Below are 22,454 nucleotides of genomic sequence, written 5' to 3' on the forward strand. Positions count from 1 at the left end.
TACCGTGGAGGCGCTGGCCCGGCCGGGGGCGAGCACCAGTCAGCTGTTGCGGTGGGTCTCGTCCAGCTCCCGGTACAGGGCCAGGATGCCGGAGCGGGTGAGCTTTTTTATCCCCAGGGGGCGGAGGATGTCGATCATGGCGTTCACCTTTTTTTCCGTTCCCGTCACCTCGATGATGTAGGAGTCGGTGACTGCGCTGACCACCTTGGCATTGAAGATATCAACGGTCTGGATCAGTTCGCTCCTGTTTTCCGGGGTCACCTCCACGCTGATCAGGGCCATCTCGCGTTTGACCGCCTCGTCGTGGGTCATGTCACGCAGCTTGATGACATCGATCAGCCGGTTGAGTTGCTTGACGATTTCATCCAGCTGCTTGGGGGTGGCATGGGTCTTGAGGGTGATCCTGGAGAGTTCCGGATCATGGGTGGGGGCGCCACAGATGGATTGGATGTTGTAGCCTCTTCCTGAGAAGAGACCAGTGATGCGGGCGGTCACCGAAGGCTTGTTGGCCACCAGCATGGTCAGGATATATGATTGTTCTTCCATAACAACCTCGTCTGCCGTTCAAGATGATAAGGGGAGCCTGCCGACCTCTCCGGTCGGGCCCTGCTCTGTTGTTTCTGCCGCGGAGTCCTGGTTGCGCCTCGGGCTGTGCCCGGCTGAGACCACGACCGGGACTCCGGGGGTGGGGGCTGTCCCGCTCTGGAACAGCCCGACCGTTCTACTGTTCTTCCTGCTTCTCCATATAGGGCCCCAGGACCATATTCTGGTAGCCCTTGCCGGCCGGGATCCGCGGATAGAGGATCTCCTGGCGGTCGCAGACGATCTCCAGAAATGAGGGGCCGTCGGCGGCCATGAACGCGGCCAGGCCGCTCTGCAGCTGGCTGCGTTCCTCCACCCTGCGGTGAAAGGGAAATCCAAGTTCTTTGGCCACGTTGGCAAAGTTGACCCGGGAGTCCTTCTTGGTGGCCACATGGTCACCCTGGTAGAGGAAATCCTGGATATTGCGGACCATGCCGTCCCCATGGTTGTTGAGGAGCAGCACCTTGATGGGGAGCTGGTAGCGGCCGATGGAAAAGAGTTCGCCCAGGTTCATCAACAGGGAACCGTCACCATCGATGGAGATGATGGTGGCATCAGGGGCAGCATGGTAGGCGCCGATGGCCGCCGGCAGGGCATAGCCCATGGGGCCGAAGCCGCCGGCGGTGAGAAAGGACTTGGGCTTGAACATGGTCAGGTGCTGGGCGGCCAGCATCTGATGGTTCCCCACCCCGGTGGTGACCTTGGTGTTGGCGGTGATCAGGCCGGCCAGCTGCTCCATCACCTCGGCCTGCTGAATTTCTTCAGCTTTACGGTTGTAGTCGAGGGGGTGGCCCTGTTTGAGTTGCTTGGCCTGTGCCTGCCAGGCGCCGATATCCAGCTGGATATCATGCTTTTCGGCATAGTTGAGCAGATCGTCCAGGGCGGTCTCGGCCTTGCCGATAAAGGAGAATTTTGGGTCCCGGGTAAAGCGGACCTCCTGAACCTTCAGCGGGTTGATGTCAAAGTAGGCGATATCCGCGGCTAGGCTGGAGTCACCCACCTTCTCGCTGACCCGGTCGTCCCAGCGCACCCCGAAGGCCACAAAGAGATCGGTCTCCTGAATGGCCTTGTTGGCGGCCGGTACCCCGAACATCCCCAGCATGCCCATGGCCCAGACAGCGGTCTCATCCAGGACGCCCTTGCCCATCAGGCTGTTGATGGAGGGGACCGCAAAACGGCGGTTAAAAGCCCGGATCTTTTCACTTCCTGCCCGGGAGTTGAGGCCGCCGCCGATATAGAGCAGAGGTTTCTTGGCGTTTTGGAGGAGCTCAAAAAACTGCTGGCACTGATTCTCCCCCAGGTGACGCTCCTCGTCATACTTGCGCCGGAACTTGTCGATGCTGATACCCTGGTACTCACCCTCGGCCATCTGGATGTCATAGGGAAAGTCGATGACCACAGGGCCTGGTTTGCCGGACTTGGCATAGAAGTAGGCATCCTTGACCACCTCTTCGATCCGCTGCATCTCGTTGACCAGGACCACCTTCTTGGCGGCATCGGCAAAGACGCTCTTCACATTGATGTGCTGGAACTCGTCGGTATCCATCTTGGTCTGGGCCACCTGACCGGCAAAAACCAACATCGGGACAGAGTCTGCATGGGCATCGGCCACGGCGGTCAGGGTGTTGGTGATGGCCGGGCCCGAGGTGACCACGGTGATGCCGATTTTTTCTGCGGCCCTGGAGTAACCAGAGGCGGCAAAGGCACAGGCCTGCTCATTTGCACAGACTGTGAGTTCGATCTCGGTGGCACCGAGGGCATGAAAGACCGGCAGGATGGTTGCACCGGAGAAACCGAAGATGCGGTCAACGCCGAGGTCAAGGAGGCTTTTGGCCAGAATTTCTGCATTGTTCATAAATCTATCCTCTGGTGATGGGAGCGTGTTTCTTGAGGAAACTCTGAAAAGTATATGGTCTTTCCCGCCAGCCTTGCAACTGAAGGCTCAGGTGCGTAGAGCGGAGTCTGGGGAAGTCCTTGATCTGTGGTAGCGGTGCGGTCGACTGGGGTGGCACCGCCACTAATTCATCAGCAAGAGAGCATCGTGCCATGGGCAGCAACTCCACAGGGGAAAAGGGCGGCAGCTGGTGCCGGTTGTTCCCGGAAACAGAGCCAACGGCAATGCTGGTTACAGATAACATGTTCTGCGCTCATTGGCCAGCCTGGAACGCACAGGGGGCTATTTGAAGGGGTTTTCTCCCTGCTGCCACTGCAGCGGCTTGCCAAAGACATAGACCTGGCCGGACTGCTGGAGGGTGGTCAGGATAAAGACCTGTTCACGGGCCACCGGCGTATGCTCGGCAAAGGAGTCGGCAATGGCGGCCATGGTCTCCTGGATGGCGGATTCCGCAAAGAAACCGGCCAGGAACAGCTCGACCACCACCGGGTGGCTGCGGTTGTCATAGTGGTCGGCAAGTTTGCCGCCGGTGATCATCTGCTGGGCAGGGATCACGTTCCAGATAACGGTGATGCCGGACTCCGGCACCCCGGAGGCAGCGGAGATGTCCCTGCTCAAGAGGGGCAGGAACTGCTGGGGCTTGATGGTTGAAGGCAGGATGGAGACCCGGACCAGGGGGTCCCGGTAGCCTTCGCCGGCCTGGACTGCGGTGGTGGTCAGGAGGAGCGGGCAGAGCAAACAGCAGAGGGCAAGAAAGCGGATCATGTGGTTTTCCTGGTTGAGGTGAGGGCTTGCGAAGCAGCCTGGAGCTAGAGAACGACCTTGGCTGCCGGCGCTGTCAGCAGTTTATCGGTCAGTGCCCGCAGGAGCAGGCCGTAGAGGGGCAGGAAGAGCACGATGCTGACCAGGAGTTTGAACCCATAGTCCACAGCGCCGATCTCCGGCCAATGACTCGCCATAAAGGCATCGGATGAGGCCCAGAAGGCCACGGAAAAGAAGATGGCCGTATCCAGGAGGTTGCCGAGTACGGTGGAGGCGGCCGGGGCGACCCACCAGCTGGGATGTCGGCGCAGCCGGGCAAAGACCTTGACATCGGCCAGCTGCCCCACGGTATAGGCGGCAAAGCTGGCAAAGGCAATCCGGAAGACAAAGGTGTTGAAGCCGGCCAGACTGGTCACGCCCTGGTATCTGCCTTCAAAAAAGAGGACCGAGATCAGGTAGGAGAAGAGCAGGGCGGGCAGCATCACCCGAAAGATGATCCTGCGGGCCTCTGCTCCCCCAAAAATGCGCACGGTCAGGTCGGTGGCCAGATAGACAAAGGGGAAGCTGAAGGTGCCCCAGGTGGTATGGATGCCGAAGAGTTGAAAGGGTATCTGGACCAGGTAGTTGCTGGCGGCGAGGATCAGGATGTGCAGGGCGGCGAGGATGGAGATGGCGCGGTTTCTCTGCGCCTGGGTGAGTGCAAGCATACTGTTTCCTTTTTGCTGTTCGGGGTGAGGGAACCCGAGTGGATTGATGGCAGCGGCTCCAAAGAGCGGCTGTTGGCCACCTTGAAAAAAGTTTTCCTTCCAATCTCGGCGTTGCGCTCAAAATTTTATCCTCGGAATATCAAATATATGCCTGCGGTAAAATGTATCGTGCGCCTTGACCTTGATCGAAAAATTGAATTTTTCAAGGTACCCTGTTGTCCTGGGCGGCCTGCAGCGGGACAGCCAGGGGGGATACCTGATCTGTGCTTGATGACAACACCTTGCCGAGGGATCGTAACAAAAACCGATCTCCAGCCAGCCTGCTGCTGGGTGTTGCTGAAGAGCGCAGGGGGACGATTTATCGGGAGTTCTTCTCCACCGAGAGGAGCACACCATAGTTTTTGGTTTCCCGCTCAACGATCTCGCCGCCGTTGAGCCGCACGATCCGGTCCATCTTTTCCGCCATCTTGGGGATGCAGAGGAAGCTGAACCGCTCGCCGTCGCTCATCCTGTCGAGACGTGCCCGCACGTCTTTAAAGCCCCATCAACAGTCTGTGCGGTAGTCGATCTCTATCCTGACACGTTTTCTCATCACTGCTTCTCATCAATGATTCTCGGGGAGCAGCCCTCTGGTCTGAGCCAGGGGGGGAGGCTGCCCCTGGTTGAAGCGGACTCTCGCTAAACAATTCTTTGCAGATTCTATCTATATCCTATACAACAGATGAAATCTTCCTTTTTTTTCCTCGTCTTCCTCAGGGCATACGCTAAAGATGGTACCTCCTATATCGACCTCTGTCTTTGATATCTTTAAGATCGGTCCAGGCCCCTCAAGCTCCCATACCATAGGTCCCATGAAGGCGGCCAGCTGCTTTCTCGATAAGCTCCAGGACCTACCTGCGGAGCAGCAGGCGCAGCTCAGCAGTCTTCACGTCCACCTCTATGGCTCCTTGAGCGCTACCGGTATCGGCCATGGTACCCATAAGGCGGTTTTGGCCGGCCTGCTCGGCTGGCTGCCGGAGAGCTGTGATAGCGACGAGTTGCTTGGGCTGATGAGCCGGGAGGGTGAGGGCTACCAGATTCAGGCCGGCGACCAGGCCATAGAATTTTCCCGGGAGGATATCCACTTTGACGGAGATCGTCCTGGGGCGGAGTTCGCCAACACCCTGGTCTTTACGGCCCGTGGTCCGGGGGGCGTGGTGCTGGAGGCTGAGTACTACTCCATCGGCGGCGGCTTTATCCGCAGCCGGGGAGAGGAGGAGCCTGTTCGTCCTTTGCCGGTCCATGCCTTCAGCAACATGACCGAGCTGCGCCGCCTGGTGAACCAGCGGCAGCAAGCCCTCCCTGAACTGATCTTGGAGAATGAAGAGCAGCTCAGCGGAAAAAGTCGTGAGGAGATCGAAGCCGGCCTGGACCGGATCCTTGGCGCCATGCAGGCGGCCGTGGACAGCGGTCTGGCCGCCGACGGCGTCCTGCCCGGGCCCATCGGCCTGCAGCGCAAGGCCCGGGTCCTGGACCAGCACAGCCGGGGCCTGAAGAACAGCCATGATCGTTTCCTGGCAGCGCTCAACGCTTACAGCCTGGCCGCCTCAGAAGAAAATGGGGCTGGCCGCAAGGTGGTCACCGCGCCCACCTCGGGCTCGGCCGGAGTGATTCCCGGGGTGGTGGCCGTGGCCCGGGAGTTTCTCCACTACTCGCCCCGCCAACTGCGCCAGGGGTTGGTCGCTGCCGCAGCCATCGCCTTTGTGGCCCGTCACAATGCCTCCATTGCCGGGGCTGAGGTGGGCTGCCAGGGGGAGGTTGGGGTGGCGGCTGCCATGGCAGCCGCCTTTCTGGCCCAGGGCGCAGGTGCAACCATTCACCAGTTGGAGAACGCAGCCGAGATCGCCCTGGAGCATCACCTGGGGATGACCTGTGATCCTGTCGGCGGTTATGTTCAGATCCCCTGCATCGAGCGCAACGCCATGGGCGCGGTCTCGGCCTATAACGCCTATCTCCTGGCAAGCGTGGGTGAGGAGGAGCGGCAGAAGATTTCGCTGGACCAGGTGATCGAGGCCATGCGCCTGACCGGGGCCGAGATGTCGACCAAGTATAAAGAGACGGCCCAGGGTGGCCTGGCGGTCTGCTCAGTGCACTGTTAGGGGGATGGTATGGAGAGCAAGAAAAAAGGTGTTGGCGTGATTGCCCTGCTGGTGACCGGCAACCTGATCGGGGCCGGGATCCTGGCCCTGCCCATGCAGACCGGTGGCGCCGGCCTGTTCTACTCCTTTCTGGCCATGGTGGTCTTTGCCGGGGCAATGTATTTCTCTGCCATGGTCCTGGCCAGGGAGGCGGTGGCTCGAAAGGAGGATAACTTCAACTATCCCAGCCTCTACGGCAGCTACCTGGGGGCCGGCGGCAAGTGGCTGGCCACTGCTGCCAACCTGCTGATCCTCTACGGCCTGCTTACCGCCTACCTCGGCGGCGGCACCGCCATCATCGTGTCCGCCCTGGCCGACAGCCTGGGCACGGGAACAGCCACGACCATGGGGGTCACCCTGGGCCTGTTTCTGGTCCTGTCCGCCTTTACCGCCATGGGCAGCGGCTTTGTGGCCCGTTATAACCAGTGGCTGATGCTTTTCCTGGGGATCTCCTTTGTCGCCATGGTGGTCATGGGGGCCGGCAAGGTGGAACTGGCCAAGATGGCGTTCCACGACCTCCGTTTTTTGCCCGTGGCCATCCCGGTGATCCTGACCTCCTTTCACTTTCACAACATCATCCCCACCATTTGCAGGGATATGGAGTGGGACCTGGCTGCGATCTCCAGGGCCATGCTCATGGGCATGGTCATCGGTTTTGTGGTCAATACCCTCTGGGTCGGGGTGGGGATCGGCACCCTGCCGCTCACCGTGGGCAGTGACTCCATCCTCAGCGGTTTCCGCCAGGGCCTGCCTGCCACCGTGCCCCTGGGCCATATCCTGGAGAACCCCCTCTTCAACGGGGTGGCCGTGGCCTTTTCCCTGACCGCCATCTGTACCTCCTATGCCGCCACCGGCATCGGCCTGATGGCCTTTAACCGTGACCTCCTCGGCAACGGCCGCCGCCTGGGTGTGGTGGCCGCTACCTTTGTGCCGCCCCTGCTGATCGCCATCTTCTTTCCGGCGATCTTTCTCAAGGCCATCGGCGTGGTCGGTGGGGTCGGGATTGCCCTGCTCTTCGGGGTCTTGCCGGTGATGATCTATCTCCTCAACAACAAGACCCTGGGGGCCAGGATCTTGGCCCTGCTGATGGGGACGCTCTTTGTCGGAGCCCTGCTGGTGGATCTCGCAAATGATATCGGCTGGATCAACACCGAGGCGATCCTGAAGGATTTTCAGGAAAAGGCGGTCCGGCAAGAGCTGCGGCAGTGAGCGGGCCTCTGTTTCCTGCTCCTGCGCCTCCAGGCAGAGGGCAGCCTGTTTGAGCTTATAAGAGCCGGTGTTCCCGCAGGTCTTGGATGAACCGTTTCTCCAGTTGTTCGTCGTCCCTGCGGACAAACCTGTCCAGGTTGACACTTCTTGCGCGGGCCGACCAGATCCGCTGACCGCTGTGCACCTCAAACAGAGAGGCCTCCATGGCGTCAACGGTTCTGTCCACCTCTGTGCCCCCCCAGACTTCGCTATAGATGACCGAGTAGTAGCCATAGCCACTGTCCCAGCTTATGCCGCCGCCAAGGGCGTAGTGCTTTTCCGGGAACTGGTACTCGCTGCTCTTCTCGGCAAGGAGATGGGTAATCAGGAGAACGCTTGCCCCTGAGCGGTTGAGGGCCTGTTGCAGTGCCTCCCTGGTCGGCTGGCCCGCAGCCAAGTCGTAGCGATAGCTGGGCATGGCCCTGAGTCCTGCCTCTTCGAGTTCAGCCACAAAACTGTCTTCATAGATTTTGTGGGCAACGGGATCCTTGAACACCCCGAGCACAAAAACCGGCCCCTTAATTGGTCCCTGATAGCCGCTGTTGATCCAGGAAGAGGTCAGGGTGGTACTGGCACAGGCCTGGCAGCAGAGAGCGATAATGAGCAGCAGAATAGCCTGTCCGGGTCCTGGTTGTCTCTTTGAGTGTTCCATTTTCTTCCCCCTTGCAATGGTATCGTGGCTCCAGGCTGGGCGTCTCCTTCTTCCGGCTCGATGGTCTCCCCTCCCGGCGCCCTGTCTCCACTGATAGTACTCTCTTTTTTTCCAGCTTGGCAAGGTCGGTCTCTGTCAGGGGCGGCAGGGGGAGGTGAAGCGAACCGGCCCTTGGTCCAGTTGGATCGTTCCTTTGCTCTTGGCAAGGTTACGGACTGGTTGTTCTGGGACGGCTTCTGTTCTGGGGGGGCGGGCAAACAGAGGGCAAAAAAAAAGCTTGCTCCCCGGGGGAAGCAAGCCTATCTGAGAAAAGCTGCAATATTCTGCGTTGCGCTTTTGTATACAAGTGGTGGCGATGCAGGGACTTGAACCCCGGACACCACGGATATGAGCCGTGCGCTCTAACCAGCTGAGCTACATCGCCACTAAAGGTAGAACCGTTCGTTTTTGAACCGTGCCAATATTCAAAATTTAGCCGCGTTTGTCAATAGGAAAGAACACCTTTAGTCAAGAAAATTACCTGTTCCCCGAGGCAGCCAAAAAAAAAGCGTTGTCTGCCCCGGCCAATCGGCCAAAGAAGACAACGCTTATTTACAGCAAGCCTGGAAAGGCAGGGGACATTACATCATGCCGCCCATGCCGCCCATGCCGCCCATGCCGCCAGGAGGCATACCGCCCATGGCGCCGGCACCGGCATCTTCCTGAGGCTCTTCGGCGATCATGCACTCGGTGGTCAGGAGCAGACCGGAAACAGAGGCTGCGTTCTGCAGGGCAGAACGGGTCACCTTGGCGGGATCGATGACACCAGCCGCGATCAGGTCTTCGTACTCTTCGCTGGCAGCGTTGAAGCCGTTGGCGCCTTCCAGGTTCTTGACGTGCTCGACGATCACGGAACCTTCGCGGCCGGCGTTGGCAGCGATCTGACGAACAGGCTCTTCCAGGGCACGGCGGATGATGTTCTTACCCAGGGCCTGCTCACCTTCCAGCTGGAGGCTGTCCAGGACCTTGAGGCAGCGGAGGTAGGCAACGCCGCCACCGGGAACAACACCCTCTTCAACCGCAGCGCGGGTGGCGTTGAGGGCATCTTCAACCCGAGCCTTCTTCTCTTTCATCTCGATCTCGGTGGCAGCACCGACATTGATCACGGCAACACCGCCGATCAGCTTGGCAAGACGTTCCTGCAGCTTCTCCCGGTCGTAATCAGAGGTGGAGTCTTCGGCCTGGGTGCGGATCTGCTTGACACGGGCAGCCAGCTGCTCTTTGTCGCCGGCACCATCAACGATGGTGGTGTTGTCCTTGTCCACGACGATGCGCTTGGCAGTACCCAGATCGTTGACCGTGATGTTCTCCAGCTTGATGCCGAGATCTTCGGTGATGACCTGACCGCCGGTGAGGATGGCGATATCTTCGAGCATGGCCTTGCGACGATCACCAAAGCCAGGAGCCTTGACCGCAGCGATGTTCAGGGTGCCGCGCAGCTTGTTGACCACCAGGGTGGCCAGGGCCTCGCCGTCCACATCTTCGGCGATGATGAACAGGGGTTTGCCCATCTTGGCAACAGACTCGAGGATAGGCAGGAGGTCTTTCATGTTGGAGATCTTCTTCTCGTTGATGAGAATCAGCGGATCTTCCATGTTGACTTCCATGCGATCAGGGTCGGTTACAAAGTAGGGAGAGAGGTAGCCGCGATCAAACTGCATACCCTCAACCACGTCCAGGGAGGTCTCCATGGCCTTGGCTTCTTCAACGGTGATAACGCCTTCCTTACCAACTTTATCCATGGCCTCGGCAATGATGTTACCGATGGTCTTGTCGTTGTTGGCGGAGATGGTTCCAACCTGAGCGATCTCTTTCTGCTCTTTGGTGGGGTTGGCGATGGAGCCCAACTCAGCAACTACGGCGTCAACACTGGCATCGATACCACGCTTGATCTCCATGGGGTTGGAACCGGCAGCAACCAGCTTGGCACCTTCACGGTAAATGGCCTGAGCAAGAACAGTGGCGGTGGTGGTTCCGTCACCGGCAACATCAGAGGTCTTGGAGGCAACTTCCTTGACCATCTGGGCGCCCATGTTTTCGAACTTGTCTGTTACTTCGATCTCTTTGGCAACGGTTACACCGTCTTTGGTGATAACCGGGGCACCGAAGGACTTCTCGATCAGGACATTCCGGCCCTTGGGACCAAGGGTTACCTTTACCGCATCGGCAAGGGTGTTAACGCCGGCCAGCATCTTTTCACGGGCCTTGGTACCATATTTCAACTCTTTTGCAGACATGTATATCTCCTAATTAATAACTTGAACCGATAATGTTTTTCTTACGCTTCTACTACACCGAGGATGTCATCTTCACGCATGATCAGAAAATCCTCTCCGTCCAGTTTTACATCGGTTCCACCGTACTTGGAAAAGAGGATACGATCGCCGATGGCTACATCCATGGCTACCCGCTCACCAGCGTCGCTCAGTTTACCGGGACCAACGGCCACGATCTCGCCTTCAGCCGGCTTCTCTTTGGCAGAATCGGGAATGATGATGCCACCTGCTGTTTTCTCTTCTTCTTCCAGGCGCTTGACCAGGATACGGTCATTCAGTGGACGAATTTTCATGGATACTCCTCCTGTTGTTACGTAAGTGTGTTGTAATAAAAACTGTAAAATCTAAGCCTATATAAGTTCAGCCCCGAGCTGCTCGGCGCAGCCTCCTCTGTGTGGGGGCTAAAGCGAAGCTTCTGCTTTCAAACTCCGCAAAACAATAGTGACAGTTTTTGAAAAATCAAGGGCAGGTGGGCGGAAAAAAAATTCCGCCCAATATGCTGAAATTAAATGGTAAAATTTTCGAGGTGCAGCGATGAAGTGTTTTTTTTAGCGCACCGGGACGACCCATTCGTGGTGGTCCGCACGGCTGCCGAACTGGATTCCCTGGAGCTCTTCGTAGAGCCGCTTGGCCAGGGGGCCGGTGGTGCCCTGGTTGATCTGGATGGAGGACTCCTTGTAACATAATTCGCCCACCGGAGCGATGACCGCGGCCGTACCGGTGCCGAAACTCTCCTGCAGGGTTCCGTTTTCACTGGCCGTGATGATCTCATCGATGCTGATCGGCCGCTCCTCGACCCGGATCTCCCAGTCCCGGGCCAACTGCAGCACCGAGTCCCGGGTGATGCCCGGCAGGATGGAGCCCTCCAGGGGCGGAGTGAGCAGGACGTCGTTGATCATGAAGAAGATGTTGGAGGTACCCACCTCCTCTATATACTTATGTTCCCTGGCATCCAGCCAGAGGACCTGGGTATAGCCCTTTTTCTGGGCAGCGATCTGGGCCTTGAGGCTGGCGGCATAGTTGCCGGCGGTCTTGGCGTCTCCCACCCCGCCGGGAACGGCCCGGACGTACTGGTCTTCCACATAGATCGTGGTGGGGTTGAACCCCTCGGCGTAGTAGGCGCCCACAGGACAGGCGATGATGAAGAACTGGTACTCCTCGGCTGCCCGCAGCCCCAGCATGGGTTCGGTGGCAATCATGGTGGGGCGGATGTAGAGGCTGGCCCCTTCGCTCCGGGGGACCCACTCCCGGTCCAGGTAGATCAGGGATCGCAGGGCCTGGAGGACCCGCTCCTCGGGAAAGCGGGGCATGCACATCCGCACTGCCGAGAGGTTCATCCGGGCAAAGTTATCCTGGGGACGGAAGAGCAGGATCCGGCCATCCTCGGCCCGGTAGGCCTTCATCCCTTCGAAGATGGCCTGACCGTAATGGAGCACCATGGCTGCAGGATCGAGGTCGAGTTGCCGGTAGGGCTGGATGGCGGCCTGGTGCCAGCCCTGCTTCCGGTTCCACTTCATGGAGAACATGTGATCGCTAAAAAACTGACCAAAGCCTAACTTGTCCTGAGCGGGTTTGCTTTTTAGTTGATCCTGCGGTACTTTTTCTACAGCTATCTCAAACTCCTGGTTCAGCATGTTGTCCTCTTGTTGTCAGCACTCTTGCTGCTGCTAAATTGTAGGCCAAGACGAGATCCGCTAGCATTAATAACAGCCATGTCGTATGATCTCAGCTTATGTCACATTTGAAATCTGAAAAAAAGAGTTCAGGCCTTGACCCTGCTCAGCCAGATCACAGCCAGGGGCCAGCCAGAATCGTTACTTCGGTTCAGATACGGTTCTTTGTGGTGGTCTTTTTACTCTCAACTCTGATGCTGGGTTGGGTGCTCTGGCCCTTTGGCCAGTTTCTGATCCTCGCCTTTCTCCTGGCCGGCATCTTTCGGCCCATCTATAGCTGGCTGGGGAGATGGGTCTCTGTCTGGGTGGCCTCGGGCTTGACCTGTGGGCTGATCATCCTGATCGTCTTTATCCCCCTGACCTTCTGCATCGGGGCGCTCTCCTCAGAGGCCCTGAATCTCTACCATCTGGGTAAGGACAGTGATGTCCTCCTGAAACTGCCCCAAGTCATTCATAATAACTCATTGATTCAACAGGCACAAGAGGTACTGGCCGGCTTTGGGGTGAATTTTAGCCCACCCGATGTCAACGAGATCATCTCCAATGTCAGTAAAACTGCGGGTATGTTTATCTACACCCAGGCCTCTGCCTGGGCCGCCAACGTGATGAGTTTTGCCTGGCAGTTTTGCGTGCTGATTCTGGTGATTTTTTTCCTGCTGATCGAGATGGATGAACTCATCGAATTTTTTGCCAAGCTCTCTCCCCTGCCCGATGATCAGGACCGGCTGCTGATGCATAAGTTCATGGAGATCTCGGGGGTGATCCTGGTGGGCAACGGCCTGAGCGGCGTCTTTCAAGGCACCGTGGGCGGGATATTCTTCGCCCTCTTGGGGCTGAAGTCTCCGGTACTCTGGGGGGCGGTGATGGCGGTGCTGGCCTTTCTGCCCATCTTCGGCATCGGCCTGGTCTTGCTGCCCACGGCGGTTATCCTCCTGCTCGGCGGATCCATTGCCAAGGCCGTGGTCACCGCTGTCTTCTATCTGCTCCTCTCCTTTTCAGTGGAGTACCTGCTCAAACCCAAGTTTGTCGGCAGCCAGGTGAAGATGCATACCCTCTTGGTCTTTCTTGCCATTATCGGCGGGATGAGCCTGTTCGGAGTGCTGGGTATTATCTACGGGCCCCTGATCGTGACCGCCTTTTTGACCTTATCGGATATGTATCTGGGCGAGTACCGTCTGCACTTAAACGCTGATCTCACTTGCAATGGTTGGGGGACGCCAGGGGATGTCGATGGCGATGGCGATGGGAGCGGGGATGCGCCGGCCTTGCCGCCGCTGGTTGAGCCTCACCGGGAGGGTGCTGCAGAAGAGCTGGACTAAGGGGGGCTGGCAGCCAGTGTCTTACTGGGCGGCTGTGGTGAGTGGTACGGCTGGGTGCTGATGGCCGAGGGTGATGGGAGTTTCGCTGAATTTGAGCTGGATTCCTTCACGGTTGACGGTTTGTTCCAGAAATGCCTGCTTGCAGTCAGCCCCGCTGTAGAGCACGTTGATAGGGGTGCTGAGTTGTTCTTCCCTGTTGGCCGTGTTGAGGAGATGGATGAGTTTGTAGATTTTGAAAAGGGAGCAGTCGTCCAGCAAGCGGGTAGCCCGCAGGTCGATGACCAGCAGGCGGCAGGAAGCGCTGTAGAGCTCTCCCAGGCCGGCTTGAAAAATTGCCTCAGCCTGATCCTGATTAATCCGGCTGGTGACGATAATCTGTACCGTGCCGTTGTTCATTCGTTTTATCTGCGCATATTCTTGGTGCATCCTCGATCCCTCCCTGCTGCTCATCACGCTGCCCATCCTAATCTTTTTTGACTTTTTAGCTTGTGGTATCTCGCCTCCTCTTTGCGTATAGTGTAACCAGTCTGTCTCAGGAGCCCAGTAAAGGTCTGGTAAGCTTTTCTCTGTCCGTAAGTGTGGGGCAAGACAGGGGCCTGGCCGGGACCCTGGAGAGGCTGCTGTGGCCCTGGCTGAGCAGAGCTTATCTCTTTACTCTTTCTGACGCGGCTTATACAGTGTAAGGGAAGTAAAGAAAACAAAGAGACAGGGGGATAGCTCAGACCATGGCCAGGCTATGGTCCGCGCAGGAGGGGGGTATAAATTATCTTTAAGGGAGCACATTAGGAGTTGTTGAAAGCGAAAAATTGAGTACATTGGTCATACCAATAATTGGTCTGTTTTTTTTGAAGGGGAACCCATGGCTCTCCCTGAGCCATCCGGGCTGGTGAATCAATCCACAGGATCCTCCGGGGATAATAAGCCCCACTTGGTCCCTTGTGTTAACTGTTTGAGAAGATGAAAAGAGGCTCTTATGTCGAATAATTTGTATGTTACTGCTGCCGAAGAGAGGAGTGGCAAGTCTGCCATCGTCCTCGGTGTGATGCAGATGATCCTGAAGGAGGTCGGCCGGATCGCCTTTTTCAGGCCCATTATCAATGACCATGTCTTTGGCCGGGTTGATCATGACCTGAACCTGATCCTGAAATATTTTGATCTCCAGGTTCCCTATGAACATACCCATGCCTGCACCCTCAGTCAGGCCAGGCAGCTGATCACCTCGGGTCAGGAGGAGCTGCTCTTTGAAAAGATCCTCAATAAGTATAAGGAGCTGGAACGAGAGTATGACTTTGTCCTCTGTGAGGGCACCGATTTCCGGGGCAAGGATGTCAACTTCGAGTTTGACCTCAACGCCGATATTGCCGTCAACCTGGGGGCACCGGTGCTGGCCGTCGCCTCGGGGCGCAACAAGACCACCGACGAGATCTGTGCCTATACCGCCATCACCATAGACACCCTGGAGGAGAAGGGGGTGGACCTGGCCGGCTGTATCATCAACCGGGCGCCCAAGGGATTCCTGGAGGAGACCGCAGGCAATATCAAGTGCATGGCCCAGTTCGATCGTTCCCTGCCCCTCTATGTCATCCCCGAACACAAGGCCCTGGGCAACCCTTCGGTGGATGATGTCAAACGCTGGATGGGGGCCGAAGTCCTCTACGGCGAGTCCAACATGCTCACCCTGGTGGACAGCTACCTGGTGGCCGCCATGCAGATCGGCAACTTTCTGGAATATATCAAGCCGGAGAGCCTGATCATCACCCCGGGCGATCGCTCGGATATCATCATCGCCAGCCTGGCCTCCCGGATCTCCAGCGCCTACCCAAATATTGCCGGGATCATGATTACCGGCGGCATCGATCTGAGGCCAAGTGTGCGCAAGCTGATCCAGGGCTGGACCGGCATCCCGGTGCCGGTCCTCTTCGTCGAGTCCCATACCTATGATACCATCCAGAGCGTCAACGAACTCTATGGCCGGATCGAGGCCACCGATGACAAACGGATCGCCACGGCCCTGGGCTGGTTCAACAAGCATGTCAATATCAAGGAGCTCCGGGAGCGGGTGGTTTCCCGGCGTTCCAACAAGATCACCCCCAGGATGTTCGAGTACTCCCTGGTGGAGAAGGCCTCCAGCGACCGCCAGCATATCGTCCTGCCCGAGGGGCTGGGGCAGCGGATGCTCCAGGCCGCAGATATCATCCTTCGCCGAGGCATCGCCGACCTGACCCTGTTGGGGCGGAAAGATGAGATCGCCACCAAGGCCGCCAAGTTGGGGATCAACATCGAGGGTGCCACGGTCATCGACCCGGTGGAGTCGAACAGGTACGAGGAGTTTGTCGAGACCTACTTCGAGATTCGTAAGCACAAGGGCATTGTTCGCGATGTTGCCCGCGACCGGATGTCCGATCCCACCTACTTCGGGACCATGATGGTCCACAAGGGCTTGGCCGACGGCATGGTTTCCGGTTCGGTGACCACCACGGCCCAGACCATTCGGCCGGCCTTTGAGTTTGTGAAGACCAAACCCCATGTTTCGGTGGTCTCCTCGATCTTTATTATGTGTTTTCAGTCCAGAGTACTTGCTTTTGGGGACTGTGCTGTGGTACCAAACCCCGATGCCCGCCAGCTGGCCGAGATCGCCCTCTCCTCGGCCGAGACAGCCCGGATCTTCAACATCGAGCCCAGGGTGGCGATGTTGAGTTATTCCACCGGGATCTCCGGCTCGGGTCAGGATGTGGAAAAGGTGGTGGAGGCCACGGCCATAGCCAGACAGCTGATGGAGGAGCGCGGCCTGGACTTTCCGCTGGAGGGGCCGCTGCAGTACGATGCGGCCTTTGATCTGGAGGTGGCCAAGGTGAAGTCTCCTGAATCGGTGGTTGCCGGCCGAGCCACGGTCTTTGTCTTTCCGGATCTGAACACCGGCAATAACACCTATAAGGCCGTACAGCGGGCGGCCAATGCCGTGGCCATGGGGCCGGTGCTCCAGGGTCTGAATAAGCCGGTGAATGACCTCTCCCGCGGTTGTACGGTCCTTGACATTGTTGATACCGTCGCCCTGACGGCCCTCCAGGCCCAGGAAGCGAAGAAAAATAAATAATAACTTTAGTAGATTGGAGTTGAAGCAGGTATGAAGATTTTGGTGATTAACTCAGGGAGTTCTTCCATTAAATTCCAGCTGTTGGATATGGAGGAGGAGCGTGTCCTGGCCTCAGGCTTGGTGGAACGCATCGGTGAGGCCAGCGGGCTCTTGGCAACGAAATTTAACCCTGACACCGAACAGCAGCAGGTGGTCAAGCTGGAGCAGCAGATTGCCGATCATCGCCAGGGGATGTTGGCCGCCATCGCCCTCCTGACCGATGCCGACCAGGGGATTATCAAGGATGCCTCGGAGATAGGGGCCATCGGCCACCGGGTGGTCCACGGGGGTGAGGACTTCCATCAGCCCACGGTGATCAGCAAAGAGGTGCTTGAGGCCATCACCGCCAACATCCCCCTGGCACCGCTGCATAATCCGGCCAACCTGGACGGTATTACCGTGGCCATGGATCTCTTCCCCGCGGTGCCCCAGGTGGCGGTCTTTGACACGGCCTTTCACCAGAGCATGCCCCCCCATGCCTATATGTATGCCCTGCCCCATGCCTACTACACCGAGGACCGGGTCCGGCGCTATGGCTTCCACGGCACCTCCCACAAGTTTGTGGCCACCGAGACCGCCAAGATGCTGGGCAAGCCCCTGGGCGAGTGTAACCTGATTACCATCCACCTGGGCAACGGCTGTTCCATGACCGCCGTGGAGAACGGCGTCAGCGTGGACACCTCGTTGGGTATGACCCCTCTCGAGGGGCTGGTGATGGGGACTCGCTCCGGTGATGTGGATCCGGCCATCCATACCTTTCTCCACCGCAACAAGGGGATGAGCCTGGATGATATCGACGAGGTTCTCAACAAGGAGTCCGGCCTCAAGGGCCTGTGCGGGATGAACGACATGCGCGATATCCATGACGCCATTGCCCAGGGCGATGAGCGGGCCAAGCTGGCCCTGGAGGTGCAGACCTACCGCAATAAGAAGTATATCGGTGCCTACATGGCCGTCCTGGGACGGGTGGATGGACTGGTCTTCACCGCCGGTATCGGTGAGAATGATCCCGATGTGCGGGCCCTCTCCCTCAAGGGTCTGGAGGCCTTTGGGGTGAAGATCGACGCCCGGCTCAACGATCAGCGGGTCAAGGAGCCCCTGCAGATCTCCAGCGCAGACTCCACCATTCCGGTCCTGGTCATTCCAACCAACGAGGAACTGGCCATTGCCCGGGAAACCCTGGCCATCGTCCAGGGATAAGGGTGAACAGGGACGGCGGTCGCGATCTGACCGACCGTTCCTGCACCTTTCTCAGTCTTCAGGGGGCGTCTCCCGCCCCCTTCTTTTTTTCGGTAGGATCCCTTTCCAGGGAAAGAGCATGGGCACCCGTCGGCAGTAGTCTCGGTAGGGTGTGCCCAGTTCCTGTTTCAGCCGTCGTTCTTCCAGCAGCGTTCCCACCAGCAGATAGCCGCTCAAGAGCAGCCTGACCGGCAGGGTGAGATCGGTCACCGGCTCCATCCCCCAGAGCAGGGCGATCCCCCCGCTATACCAGGGATGGCGTATGGAGCCGAGTATGCCGTTTTCCTGAAATCTGCGTTCCAGAGGCTCTCCCTGTCGATGGGCCCGCCACTGGCGCAGTCCCAGAAAAAATGCAAGATCATAGGCCCGGGCACCGGCCACAAACATCCAGAGCCCATAGCTCAGTAGCAAGACCTGGGGGAGGCGCCATAGCCCGCTAAAGGAGAAGATCTGCCGCTGGGGCAGCTGTTGCTGGTACCAGAGCAGCGGCAGTAGGCTGATCAGGGCAAAGCAGATATAGCCCAAGCGGTAGCCGGCCTGGAGGCGGGGATGATCACCGCAGATCCGCTGTTGCGCCGTCGGCGTGATCAGGAGGCTGTGGAGGGTGCACCAGAGGGCCCAGCCGAGAAGAAGCTTCACCATGGGTGCGGGATCCAGCTGTCCCTGCCCGGCGATGGCCCCCTGGATCTTCCCGCCGGCCAGGTTGTGCTGTTACTGATTACGGAACTCCCGCAGCATGTTGGGGTGATGCATCTCATCCTCCATTGCCACGGTATGGCAGAGGGCGCAGTTTAGCTCAGAGCCCAGGGGCAGGGTGTTGCCCTGGTACTGCAGGGGCTGGAGGTTATGGACGAGCTGGCCATAGTCGTTCGCGGCCGGATACTCCCCATGGGCAGCGGCGTGACAGGCCTGGCAGAACAGGGCGGAGCTCTCGTCGCTGCGGTTGCGGTAGAGTTGGTCCTCGGCCGCGGTCCACTGGTTGAAGCTGGTGTCGGTCTCCGGCTGTTCAAACTCCTGGTGGCAGTTGAGGCAGTCCGGCTGGTTGACCCAGGGCTGTCTGGCAACGATCTCGTCCGGGTTCTCCACGGTCTGGGGTGCAAGTCCCTTGGCCAGGGCGGCGGCCCGGGCCTTTCCTTCGAGGGCCTCTGCCTTGAGCAGGCCCAGGGCATGGTCCTCCAGCTGACCGTGGCAACTGGTACAGTCCAGACCGATGGCGTCATGGACCCCCCGGAAGGACTGGCTGGCGCCGTCAGGGGAGGAGGGGTGGCAGAGGCCGCAGGCCCCGGCGCCCCGTTCCCGGAGGAAGTGGGCATGGAAGCCGTGGATGGAGGCCGAGAGGCTGAGGAGTTGACCGTCGCCGCCGTCGGAGTCCAGCCTGGCGGGATGACAGCTCCGGCAGCTGCGGGGCGCCCCCTGTTCAGCCGCGGCCAGCAGCTCGGTCTGACTCAGCCGATCATGGATGGCCAGGACGTTGGCGGCGGTCTCGGCGCTGAGGCCGGCCCGTTTGTCCACCCGCCATTGGCCGCCGTGACACTGGTAGCAGCCCATCTCGGTGGAGACCGGTGCCGCCACCCGGGTGGTGGCCAGCACCCGGCCGGCCGGATCCCTGGCCTCGATGGTGACCATGGGGTAGGGATCAAAGCCGCCCCCATCGGGGTAGGGCAGGATGGGCAGCTGTTCGGCCGTAAACGAGCCCTCCTCCGGACTCATCATTCCCTGGAGCGGGCTGCCGCTGAGGCCGATATTGTCGGCAGGGCTGGCTGCAAAGAGTGACTGGGCGTTCTCCCAGAAGCTGCTCCTGGCCGCCGGATCCAGAAAGGCTGGTTCCAGGCGGTAAAGCAGGTTCACCTCCTCGCTGACCAACTCTGGGGTCTCCCCCCGCCGGATCAGCTGGGCCCGGATGGTGCTGGCCGGCGGCTGCAGGGCCCAGAAGTCGAAGCCGTCGCTGAGGCTGTGCATGCCTGTCGTGCTCCAGGCCAGCAGCACATAATCATCCTGCTCCTGGTCAAAGGGAGGCAGCTCCACCTCCTTGGCCTGGATAGGGGTGGTCTTGGCAGGGTCCTGATTGCCGTGGAGTCCGTAGGCCAGGTACGTGGCCAGGGCAAAACGCTCCTGGGCGGTTCCCGCGTAGGGCGGCATGGTAGGATGGATCGTAGCCATGCCGCTGAGCATGGCATCCAGTCCCGAGGGGGTGAAGTTTGCTGTCAGGGGGCGGATGTTGTGCATGGGTCCGTCCACGGCATGACAGGAGAGGCAGAGGATGTTGTAGAGTTCCCGGCCGGCAGCCAGACGGTTATCCGGGGTGATGGTCTTGTGTCTGCTCCACTTGGCCCGGCTCAGCACCCCCTCCTGGTTGATCTGCTCCAGATCCCTGGTAAAGATGGAGTTGGAGTACATGTAGTTGGAGATGATATAGGGGCGGCGACCGCCCTCCCTGATAAATTCAAAGCAGCCCATATAGATCAGGCCGATCACCAGCATGAGGACGGCCATGGGCCGGGTGATGCTGGCTGGCATGCGGATGGCCAGCAACAGGCCGCCCAGGACCAGGACAGGGGAGAGCAGCAGAAAACCGTTGAGGTAATAACTGATCATCGGCATCCGCTGGAAGACCAACTCCCGGAGCTCAGCCGGCAGGGCGGTCATATACCAGTAGCCCGAGGCGATGAAGAGGGCAAAGGGCAGCAGCAGCCAGAGGGCGGCATAGCGGGTCATGGTGAGGCGCAGTCGGGCATCCTTGCTCCAGGTGGCGGTGACAAAGCCGAACAGCCCGGCGATCAGGAGGGCGAAAAAACTGCGAAAGGCCAGGGCCGGCCAGAAGGTGGGGTTGAAAAAACCGCTCCAGAAGTTCTGGTCCTGGGGCCAGCTGCCCGGGGTGAGCATGAAGTCGATGATGCCGTTGATGATGAACAGCGACATCCAGGCGGCCCCGAAGTAGATCCAGCCGATCAGGAGGTGGTGTTTCCGGCTGAGCCGGCCAAAGGTGTAGTAGTAGAGAAACAGGGCCACGATCTCGATCACAAAGAAGACCCACTCCGCTGCCCAGGCAAAGACAAAGGTGTGGATCAGCACCGAGGTGGCGGCCGGGTTAAGGAGGGCGATGGTGAACCATATCCCCACCCCGGTGATGCCGCCGGCCACCATGGTGACCAGCAGGAAGAAACGGGCGTGCCTGCGCACGTACTCCATTATGGCCGGGTTGCCCTCACGGTGTGCTTTACGTTCGGCCAGCACCAGAAAGAGGCCGCCGCCCACGGCAAAGTGGGAGATATAGACGTGGAAGACGGCAATCGCCGCAATCAGCAGGCCGCCGCCGAAAAAATCAAGTTGCCAGACCGGATAGTTCATGACGACACCTCCTCACTGTCCAGGTTCTTCCAGGTAAGCCGGAGCATCCAGACGATCAGGGCGATCCCGAAGACAAAGAAGAGCAGAAAGATGATCAGGGGCGAGTAGGAGGCCTGGACCGTCAACTCGTCTGGAGCAAACCAGGGCTGGAGGTAGGCGCTGCGCAGCCGGTCCCGAACCAGGACCATCAGGGCCAGGGTCCCCAGCAGGGCGGAGCAGGCAGGCAGCACCTGTTCTCTCAGGGCCAGGACCACCGCAAAGACCGCGGTGATGATCGCGCTGATGAGGAAGATCAGGAGGAAGACACCGTTGGCCGAGTCCATGGTGATCAGGCCCCTGGGCAGGGAGCCGGCAAACCAGGCGCCGATCCAGAAGTTGGCAAAGGTGGCGTAGCCAAACCAGCTGCAGCCGTAACGGATCCAGGGCTGGAGTCCGGACTCTCCTTTATGTCGCTTATAGCTGAAGAACAGGGCGATAGCCATGCCGCCAACGGCCACGGCCGAGCACATGAAGTGGAGGTAGCGGGGCCAGAGGCTGGGGTCAGCCAGGTTGAGCAGCAGGCCGTTGGGACGCTCCAGGTAGCGGGCCCAGGTCTCGGGTTGGAGCATCATCGTGATGTTGTTGCTGAAGAGAAAGCCCACCAGCAGCAGCAGCAGAGTGATCAGGCCGGTGAGGATGGCCCGGCCCTTGTTCAGCTGGAGATACTTGTACTTATAGATATAGGCCAGGTAGTAGGCGGCGATGACCATGGCGATGATCCACAGCCAGAAGACCGCCATCAAAATCGAGCTGGTATAGATAAAGTGGCCATAGAGGACCTGGAGAAAGAGGAGCGGGGCGACCCCGAAGTTGACCGCAAAGGCGATGGCAAAGGGCAGCTTTTCGCTGATGGCTGTGGTGGCTGGTGAGCTGCCGCCGTCACGATAAAAGTGGCTGACTGCGGCGATAAAGGCTGTGCCGACCATCACGTTCATCAGCAGGATGTGCATGAAGAAGGTAACCAGGAGCAGGAGCTGAAACCAGCCCCAGTGCACCGGGATCACATCCGGGGTGGGAATAAGGGTCGCGGGATCCATGCAAGCCTCCTGTGGTGGATCACGGCTTACGTCGTGCCGGCGCAAGCCGTCCAGGGTAAGGTCAGAGTAGCGCCTTGTGGAAAGTTTGAGGAGAGGTTGATCGCCCCCTGGAAGCCGGGGGAAGAACAGCCTGGTGCTTAGTCGAGTATCTCAATACATTTTTCCGGACAAAAGGCCGCAGCCTGGCGAATGGCTGCGGTGACCTCCTGGTCCGGGTCGATCAACTCCGCCTTGCCGGTCAGCTCACTCAACTCAAAGACATCGGGACACATCTCGATGCAGGTCTGGCAGGCGTTGCAGAGATAGCTGTCAATGATGATGGTACTCAT

At 59.0% G+C, this 22,454-nt stretch carries 19 protein-coding genes and 1 tRNA gene; 5 read left to right on the forward strand and 15 right to left on the reverse strand.

All coding sequences use genetic code 11. From position 1 onward, the window contains the following. Nucleotides 1-39 precede the first annotated feature (39 nt). From ilvN to G494_RS27065, 5 genes are all read right to left on the reverse strand, one after another. Nucleotides 40-546 carry an acetolactate synthase small subunit gene (ilvN, locus tag G494_RS0119745; protein WP_028585897.1) on the reverse strand — a complete coding sequence of 169 codons (507 nt, stop codon included), beginning with the start codon at nt 544-546 and terminating at the stop codon, nt 40-42. 175 nt (nt 547-721) lie between these two features. Then, a complete protein-coding gene (locus G494_RS0119750) occupies nt 722-2,437 on the reverse strand; it encodes a thiamine pyrophosphate-binding protein (RefSeq protein ID WP_035247710.1) in 1,716 nt (571 codons plus the stop codon). Between the two features lie 321 nt (nt 2,438-2,758). After that, nucleotides 2,759-3,241, reverse strand: a complete 483-nt coding sequence (locus G494_RS0119755; RefSeq protein WP_028585899.1) for a hypothetical protein — start codon at nt 3,239-3,241, stop codon at nt 2,759-2,761. Nucleotides 3,242-3,285: 44 nt separating this feature from the next. Then, complete coding sequence (locus tag G494_RS0119760) at nt 3,286-3,945, reverse strand: 7-cyano-7-deazaguanine/7-aminomethyl-7-deazaguanine transporter (RefSeq protein WP_028585900.1); 660 nt, start codon at nt 3,943-3,945, stop codon at nt 3,286-3,288. Between the two features lie 358 nt (nt 3,946-4,303). Beyond that, nucleotides 4,304-4,474, reverse strand: a complete 171-nt coding sequence (locus G494_RS27065) for a hypothetical protein (RefSeq protein ID WP_153305967.1) — start codon at nt 4,472-4,474, stop codon at nt 4,304-4,306. Between the two features lie 241 nt (nt 4,475-4,715). On the opposite strand from G494_RS27065, the gene G494_RS0119770 reads away from it, so the two are divergent. Both G494_RS0119770 and G494_RS0119775 read left to right on the forward strand, forming a co-directional pair. After that, complete coding sequence (locus G494_RS0119770; protein ID WP_028585901.1) at nt 4,716-6,083, forward strand: L-serine ammonia-lyase; 1,368 nt, start codon at nt 4,716-4,718, stop codon at nt 6,081-6,083. A gap of 9 nt (nt 6,084-6,092) precedes the next feature. Then, a complete protein-coding gene (locus G494_RS0119775; protein ID WP_028585902.1) occupies nt 6,093-7,331 on the forward strand; it encodes an aromatic amino acid transport family protein in 1,239 nt (412 codons plus the stop codon). Between the two features lie 55 nt (nt 7,332-7,386). Here G494_RS0119775 and G494_RS0119780 read toward each other — a convergent pair whose 3' ends face one another. The 5 genes from G494_RS0119780 to G494_RS0119800 form a co-directional block, all read right to left on the reverse strand. Then, a complete protein-coding gene (locus G494_RS0119780) occupies nt 7,387-8,022 on the reverse strand; it encodes a hypothetical protein (protein WP_028585903.1) in 636 nt (211 codons plus the stop codon). Nucleotides 8,023-8,369: 347 nt separating this feature from the next. Continuing rightward, nucleotides 8,370-8,446 (reverse strand) — tRNA-Met (locus tag G494_RS0119785). 196 nt (nt 8,447-8,642) lie between these two features. Further along, nucleotides 8,643-10,298: a chaperonin GroEL gene (gene groL / locus G494_RS0119790; protein ID WP_028585904.1), complete on the reverse strand. Its 1,656-nt coding sequence runs from the start codon at nt 10,296-10,298 to the stop codon at nt 8,643-8,645. 41 nt (nt 10,299-10,339) lie between these two features. Further along, the gene (gene groES / locus G494_RS0119795) at nt 10,340-10,630 is read right to left on the reverse strand and encodes a co-chaperone GroES (RefSeq protein WP_028585905.1); all 291 of its coding nucleotides are present in this window, start codon (nt 10,628-10,630) and stop codon (nt 10,340-10,342) included. Nucleotides 10,631-10,885: 255 nt separating this feature from the next. Next, the gene (locus G494_RS0119800; protein WP_028585906.1) at nt 10,886-11,971 is read right to left on the reverse strand and encodes a branched-chain amino acid aminotransferase; all 1,086 of its coding nucleotides are present in this window, start codon (nt 11,969-11,971) and stop codon (nt 10,886-10,888) included. 98 nt (nt 11,972-12,069) lie between these two features. Between G494_RS0119800 and G494_RS24655 the strand changes: the two genes are divergently transcribed. Then, nucleotides 12,070-13,329, forward strand: a complete 1,260-nt coding sequence (locus G494_RS24655; RefSeq protein ID WP_084457129.1) for an AI-2E family transporter — start codon at nt 12,070-12,072, stop codon at nt 13,327-13,329. Between the two features lie 21 nt (nt 13,330-13,350). Here the strand turns inward: G494_RS24655 and G494_RS0119810 are convergent, their stop codons facing one another. Then, on the reverse strand, nt 13,351-13,755 hold the full coding sequence (locus tag G494_RS0119810) for a hypothetical protein (RefSeq protein ID WP_153305968.1): 405 nt from the start codon (nt 13,753-13,755) through the stop codon (nt 13,351-13,353). Nucleotides 13,756-14,302: 547 nt separating this feature from the next. On the opposite strand from G494_RS0119810, the gene pta reads away from it, so the two are divergent. Together pta and G494_RS0119820 are read left to right on the forward strand one after the other, a co-directional pair. Next, nucleotides 14,303-16,423 (forward strand): phosphate acetyltransferase, encoded by a 2,121-nt coding sequence (gene pta / locus G494_RS0119815; RefSeq protein ID WP_028585908.1) that lies wholly within the window; start codon nt 14,303-14,305, stop codon nt 16,421-16,423. A 30-nt stretch (nt 16,424-16,453) separates the two neighbouring features. Continuing rightward, nucleotides 16,454-17,662 carry an acetate kinase gene (locus G494_RS0119820; protein ID WP_028585909.1) on the forward strand — a complete coding sequence of 403 codons (1,209 nt, stop codon included), beginning with the start codon at nt 16,454-16,456 and terminating at the stop codon, nt 17,660-17,662. Nucleotides 17,663-17,713: 51 nt separating this feature from the next. Here the strand turns inward: G494_RS0119820 and G494_RS0119825 are convergent, their stop codons facing one another. From G494_RS0119825 to G494_RS0119840, 4 genes are all read right to left on the reverse strand, one after another. Beyond that, nucleotides 17,714-18,343, reverse strand: a complete 630-nt coding sequence (locus tag G494_RS0119825) for a methyltransferase family protein (RefSeq protein WP_028585910.1) — start codon at nt 18,341-18,343, stop codon at nt 17,714-17,716. A 69-nt stretch (nt 18,344-18,412) separates the two neighbouring features. Then, complete coding sequence (locus G494_RS0119830; protein ID WP_028585911.1) at nt 18,413-21,049, reverse strand: cytochrome ubiquinol oxidase subunit I; 2,637 nt, start codon at nt 21,047-21,049, stop codon at nt 18,413-18,415. Next, complete coding sequence (locus G494_RS0119835) at nt 21,046-22,125, reverse strand: hypothetical protein (RefSeq protein ID WP_028585912.1); 1,080 nt, start codon at nt 22,123-22,125, stop codon at nt 21,046-21,048. Before G494_RS0119835 ends, G494_RS0119830 begins: the two co-directional genes overlap by 4 nt. A gap of 137 nt (nt 22,126-22,262) precedes the next feature. Next, nucleotides 22,263-22,454 (reverse strand): ferredoxin, encoded by a 192-nt coding sequence (locus G494_RS0119840; RefSeq protein WP_028585913.1) that lies wholly within the window; start codon nt 22,452-22,454, stop codon nt 22,263-22,265.

The sequence above is a fragment of the Desulfogranum mediterraneum DSM 13871 genome (genome assembly GCF_000429965.1).
Lineage (GTDB): Bacteria > Desulfobacterota > Desulfobulbia > Desulfobulbales > Desulfobulbaceae > Desulfogranum > Desulfogranum mediterraneum.

Excerpts from the sequence above, each read along its gene's own strand:
- ilvN (WP_028585897.1), bottom strand. The coding sequence starts at position 546 with ATGGAAGAACAATCATATATCCTGACCATGCTGGTGGCCAACAAGCCT.
- G494_RS0119750 (WP_035247710.1), bottom strand. The coding sequence starts at position 2,437 with ATGAACAATGCAGAAATTCTGGCCAAAAGCCTCCTTGACCTCGGCGTT.
- G494_RS0119755 (WP_028585899.1), bottom strand. The coding sequence starts at position 3,241 with ATGATCCGCTTTCTTGCCCTCTGCTGTTTGCTCTGCCCGCTCCTCCTG.
- G494_RS0119760 (WP_028585900.1), bottom strand. The coding sequence starts at position 3,945 with ATGCTTGCACTCACCCAGGCGCAGAGAAACCGCGCCATCTCCATCCTC.
- G494_RS0119770 (WP_028585901.1), top strand. The coding sequence starts at position 4,716 with ATGGTACCTCCTATATCGACCTCTGTCTTTGATATCTTTAAGATCGGT.
- G494_RS0119775 (WP_028585902.1), top strand. The coding sequence starts at position 6,093 with ATGGAGAGCAAGAAAAAAGGTGTTGGCGTGATTGCCCTGCTGGTGACC.
- G494_RS0119780 (WP_028585903.1), bottom strand. The coding sequence starts at position 8,022 with ATGGAACACTCAAAGAGACAACCAGGACCCGGACAGGCTATTCTGCTG.
- groL (WP_028585904.1), bottom strand. The coding sequence starts at position 10,298 with ATGTCTGCAAAAGAGTTGAAATATGGTACCAAGGCCCGTGAAAAGATG.
- groES (WP_028585905.1), bottom strand. The coding sequence starts at position 10,630 with ATGAAAATTCGTCCACTGAATGACCGTATCCTGGTCAAGCGCCTGGAA.
- G494_RS0119800 (WP_028585906.1), bottom strand. The coding sequence starts at position 11,971 with ATGCTGAACCAGGAGTTTGAGATAGCTGTAGAAAAAGTACCGCAGGAT.
- G494_RS24655 (WP_084457129.1), top strand. The coding sequence starts at position 12,070 with ATGTCACATTTGAAATCTGAAAAAAAGAGTTCAGGCCTTGACCCTGCT.
- G494_RS0119810 (WP_153305968.1), bottom strand. The coding sequence starts at position 13,755 with ATGCACCAAGAATATGCGCAGATAAAACGAATGAACAACGGCACGGTA.
- pta (WP_028585908.1), top strand. The coding sequence starts at position 14,303 with ATGTCGAATAATTTGTATGTTACTGCTGCCGAAGAGAGGAGTGGCAAG.
- G494_RS0119820 (WP_028585909.1), top strand. The coding sequence starts at position 16,454 with ATGAAGATTTTGGTGATTAACTCAGGGAGTTCTTCCATTAAATTCCAG.
- G494_RS0119825 (WP_028585910.1), bottom strand. The coding sequence starts at position 18,343 with ATGGTGAAGCTTCTTCTCGGCTGGGCCCTCTGGTGCACCCTCCACAGC.
- G494_RS0119830 (WP_028585911.1), bottom strand. The coding sequence starts at position 21,049 with ATGAACTATCCGGTCTGGCAACTTGATTTTTTCGGCGGCGGCCTGCTG.
- G494_RS0119835 (WP_028585912.1), bottom strand. The coding sequence starts at position 22,125 with ATGGATCCCGCGACCCTTATTCCCACCCCGGATGTGATCCCGGTGCAC.
- G494_RS0119840 (WP_028585913.1), bottom strand. The coding sequence starts at position 22,454 with ATGAGTACCATCATCATTGACAGCTATCTCTGCAACGCCTGCCAGACC.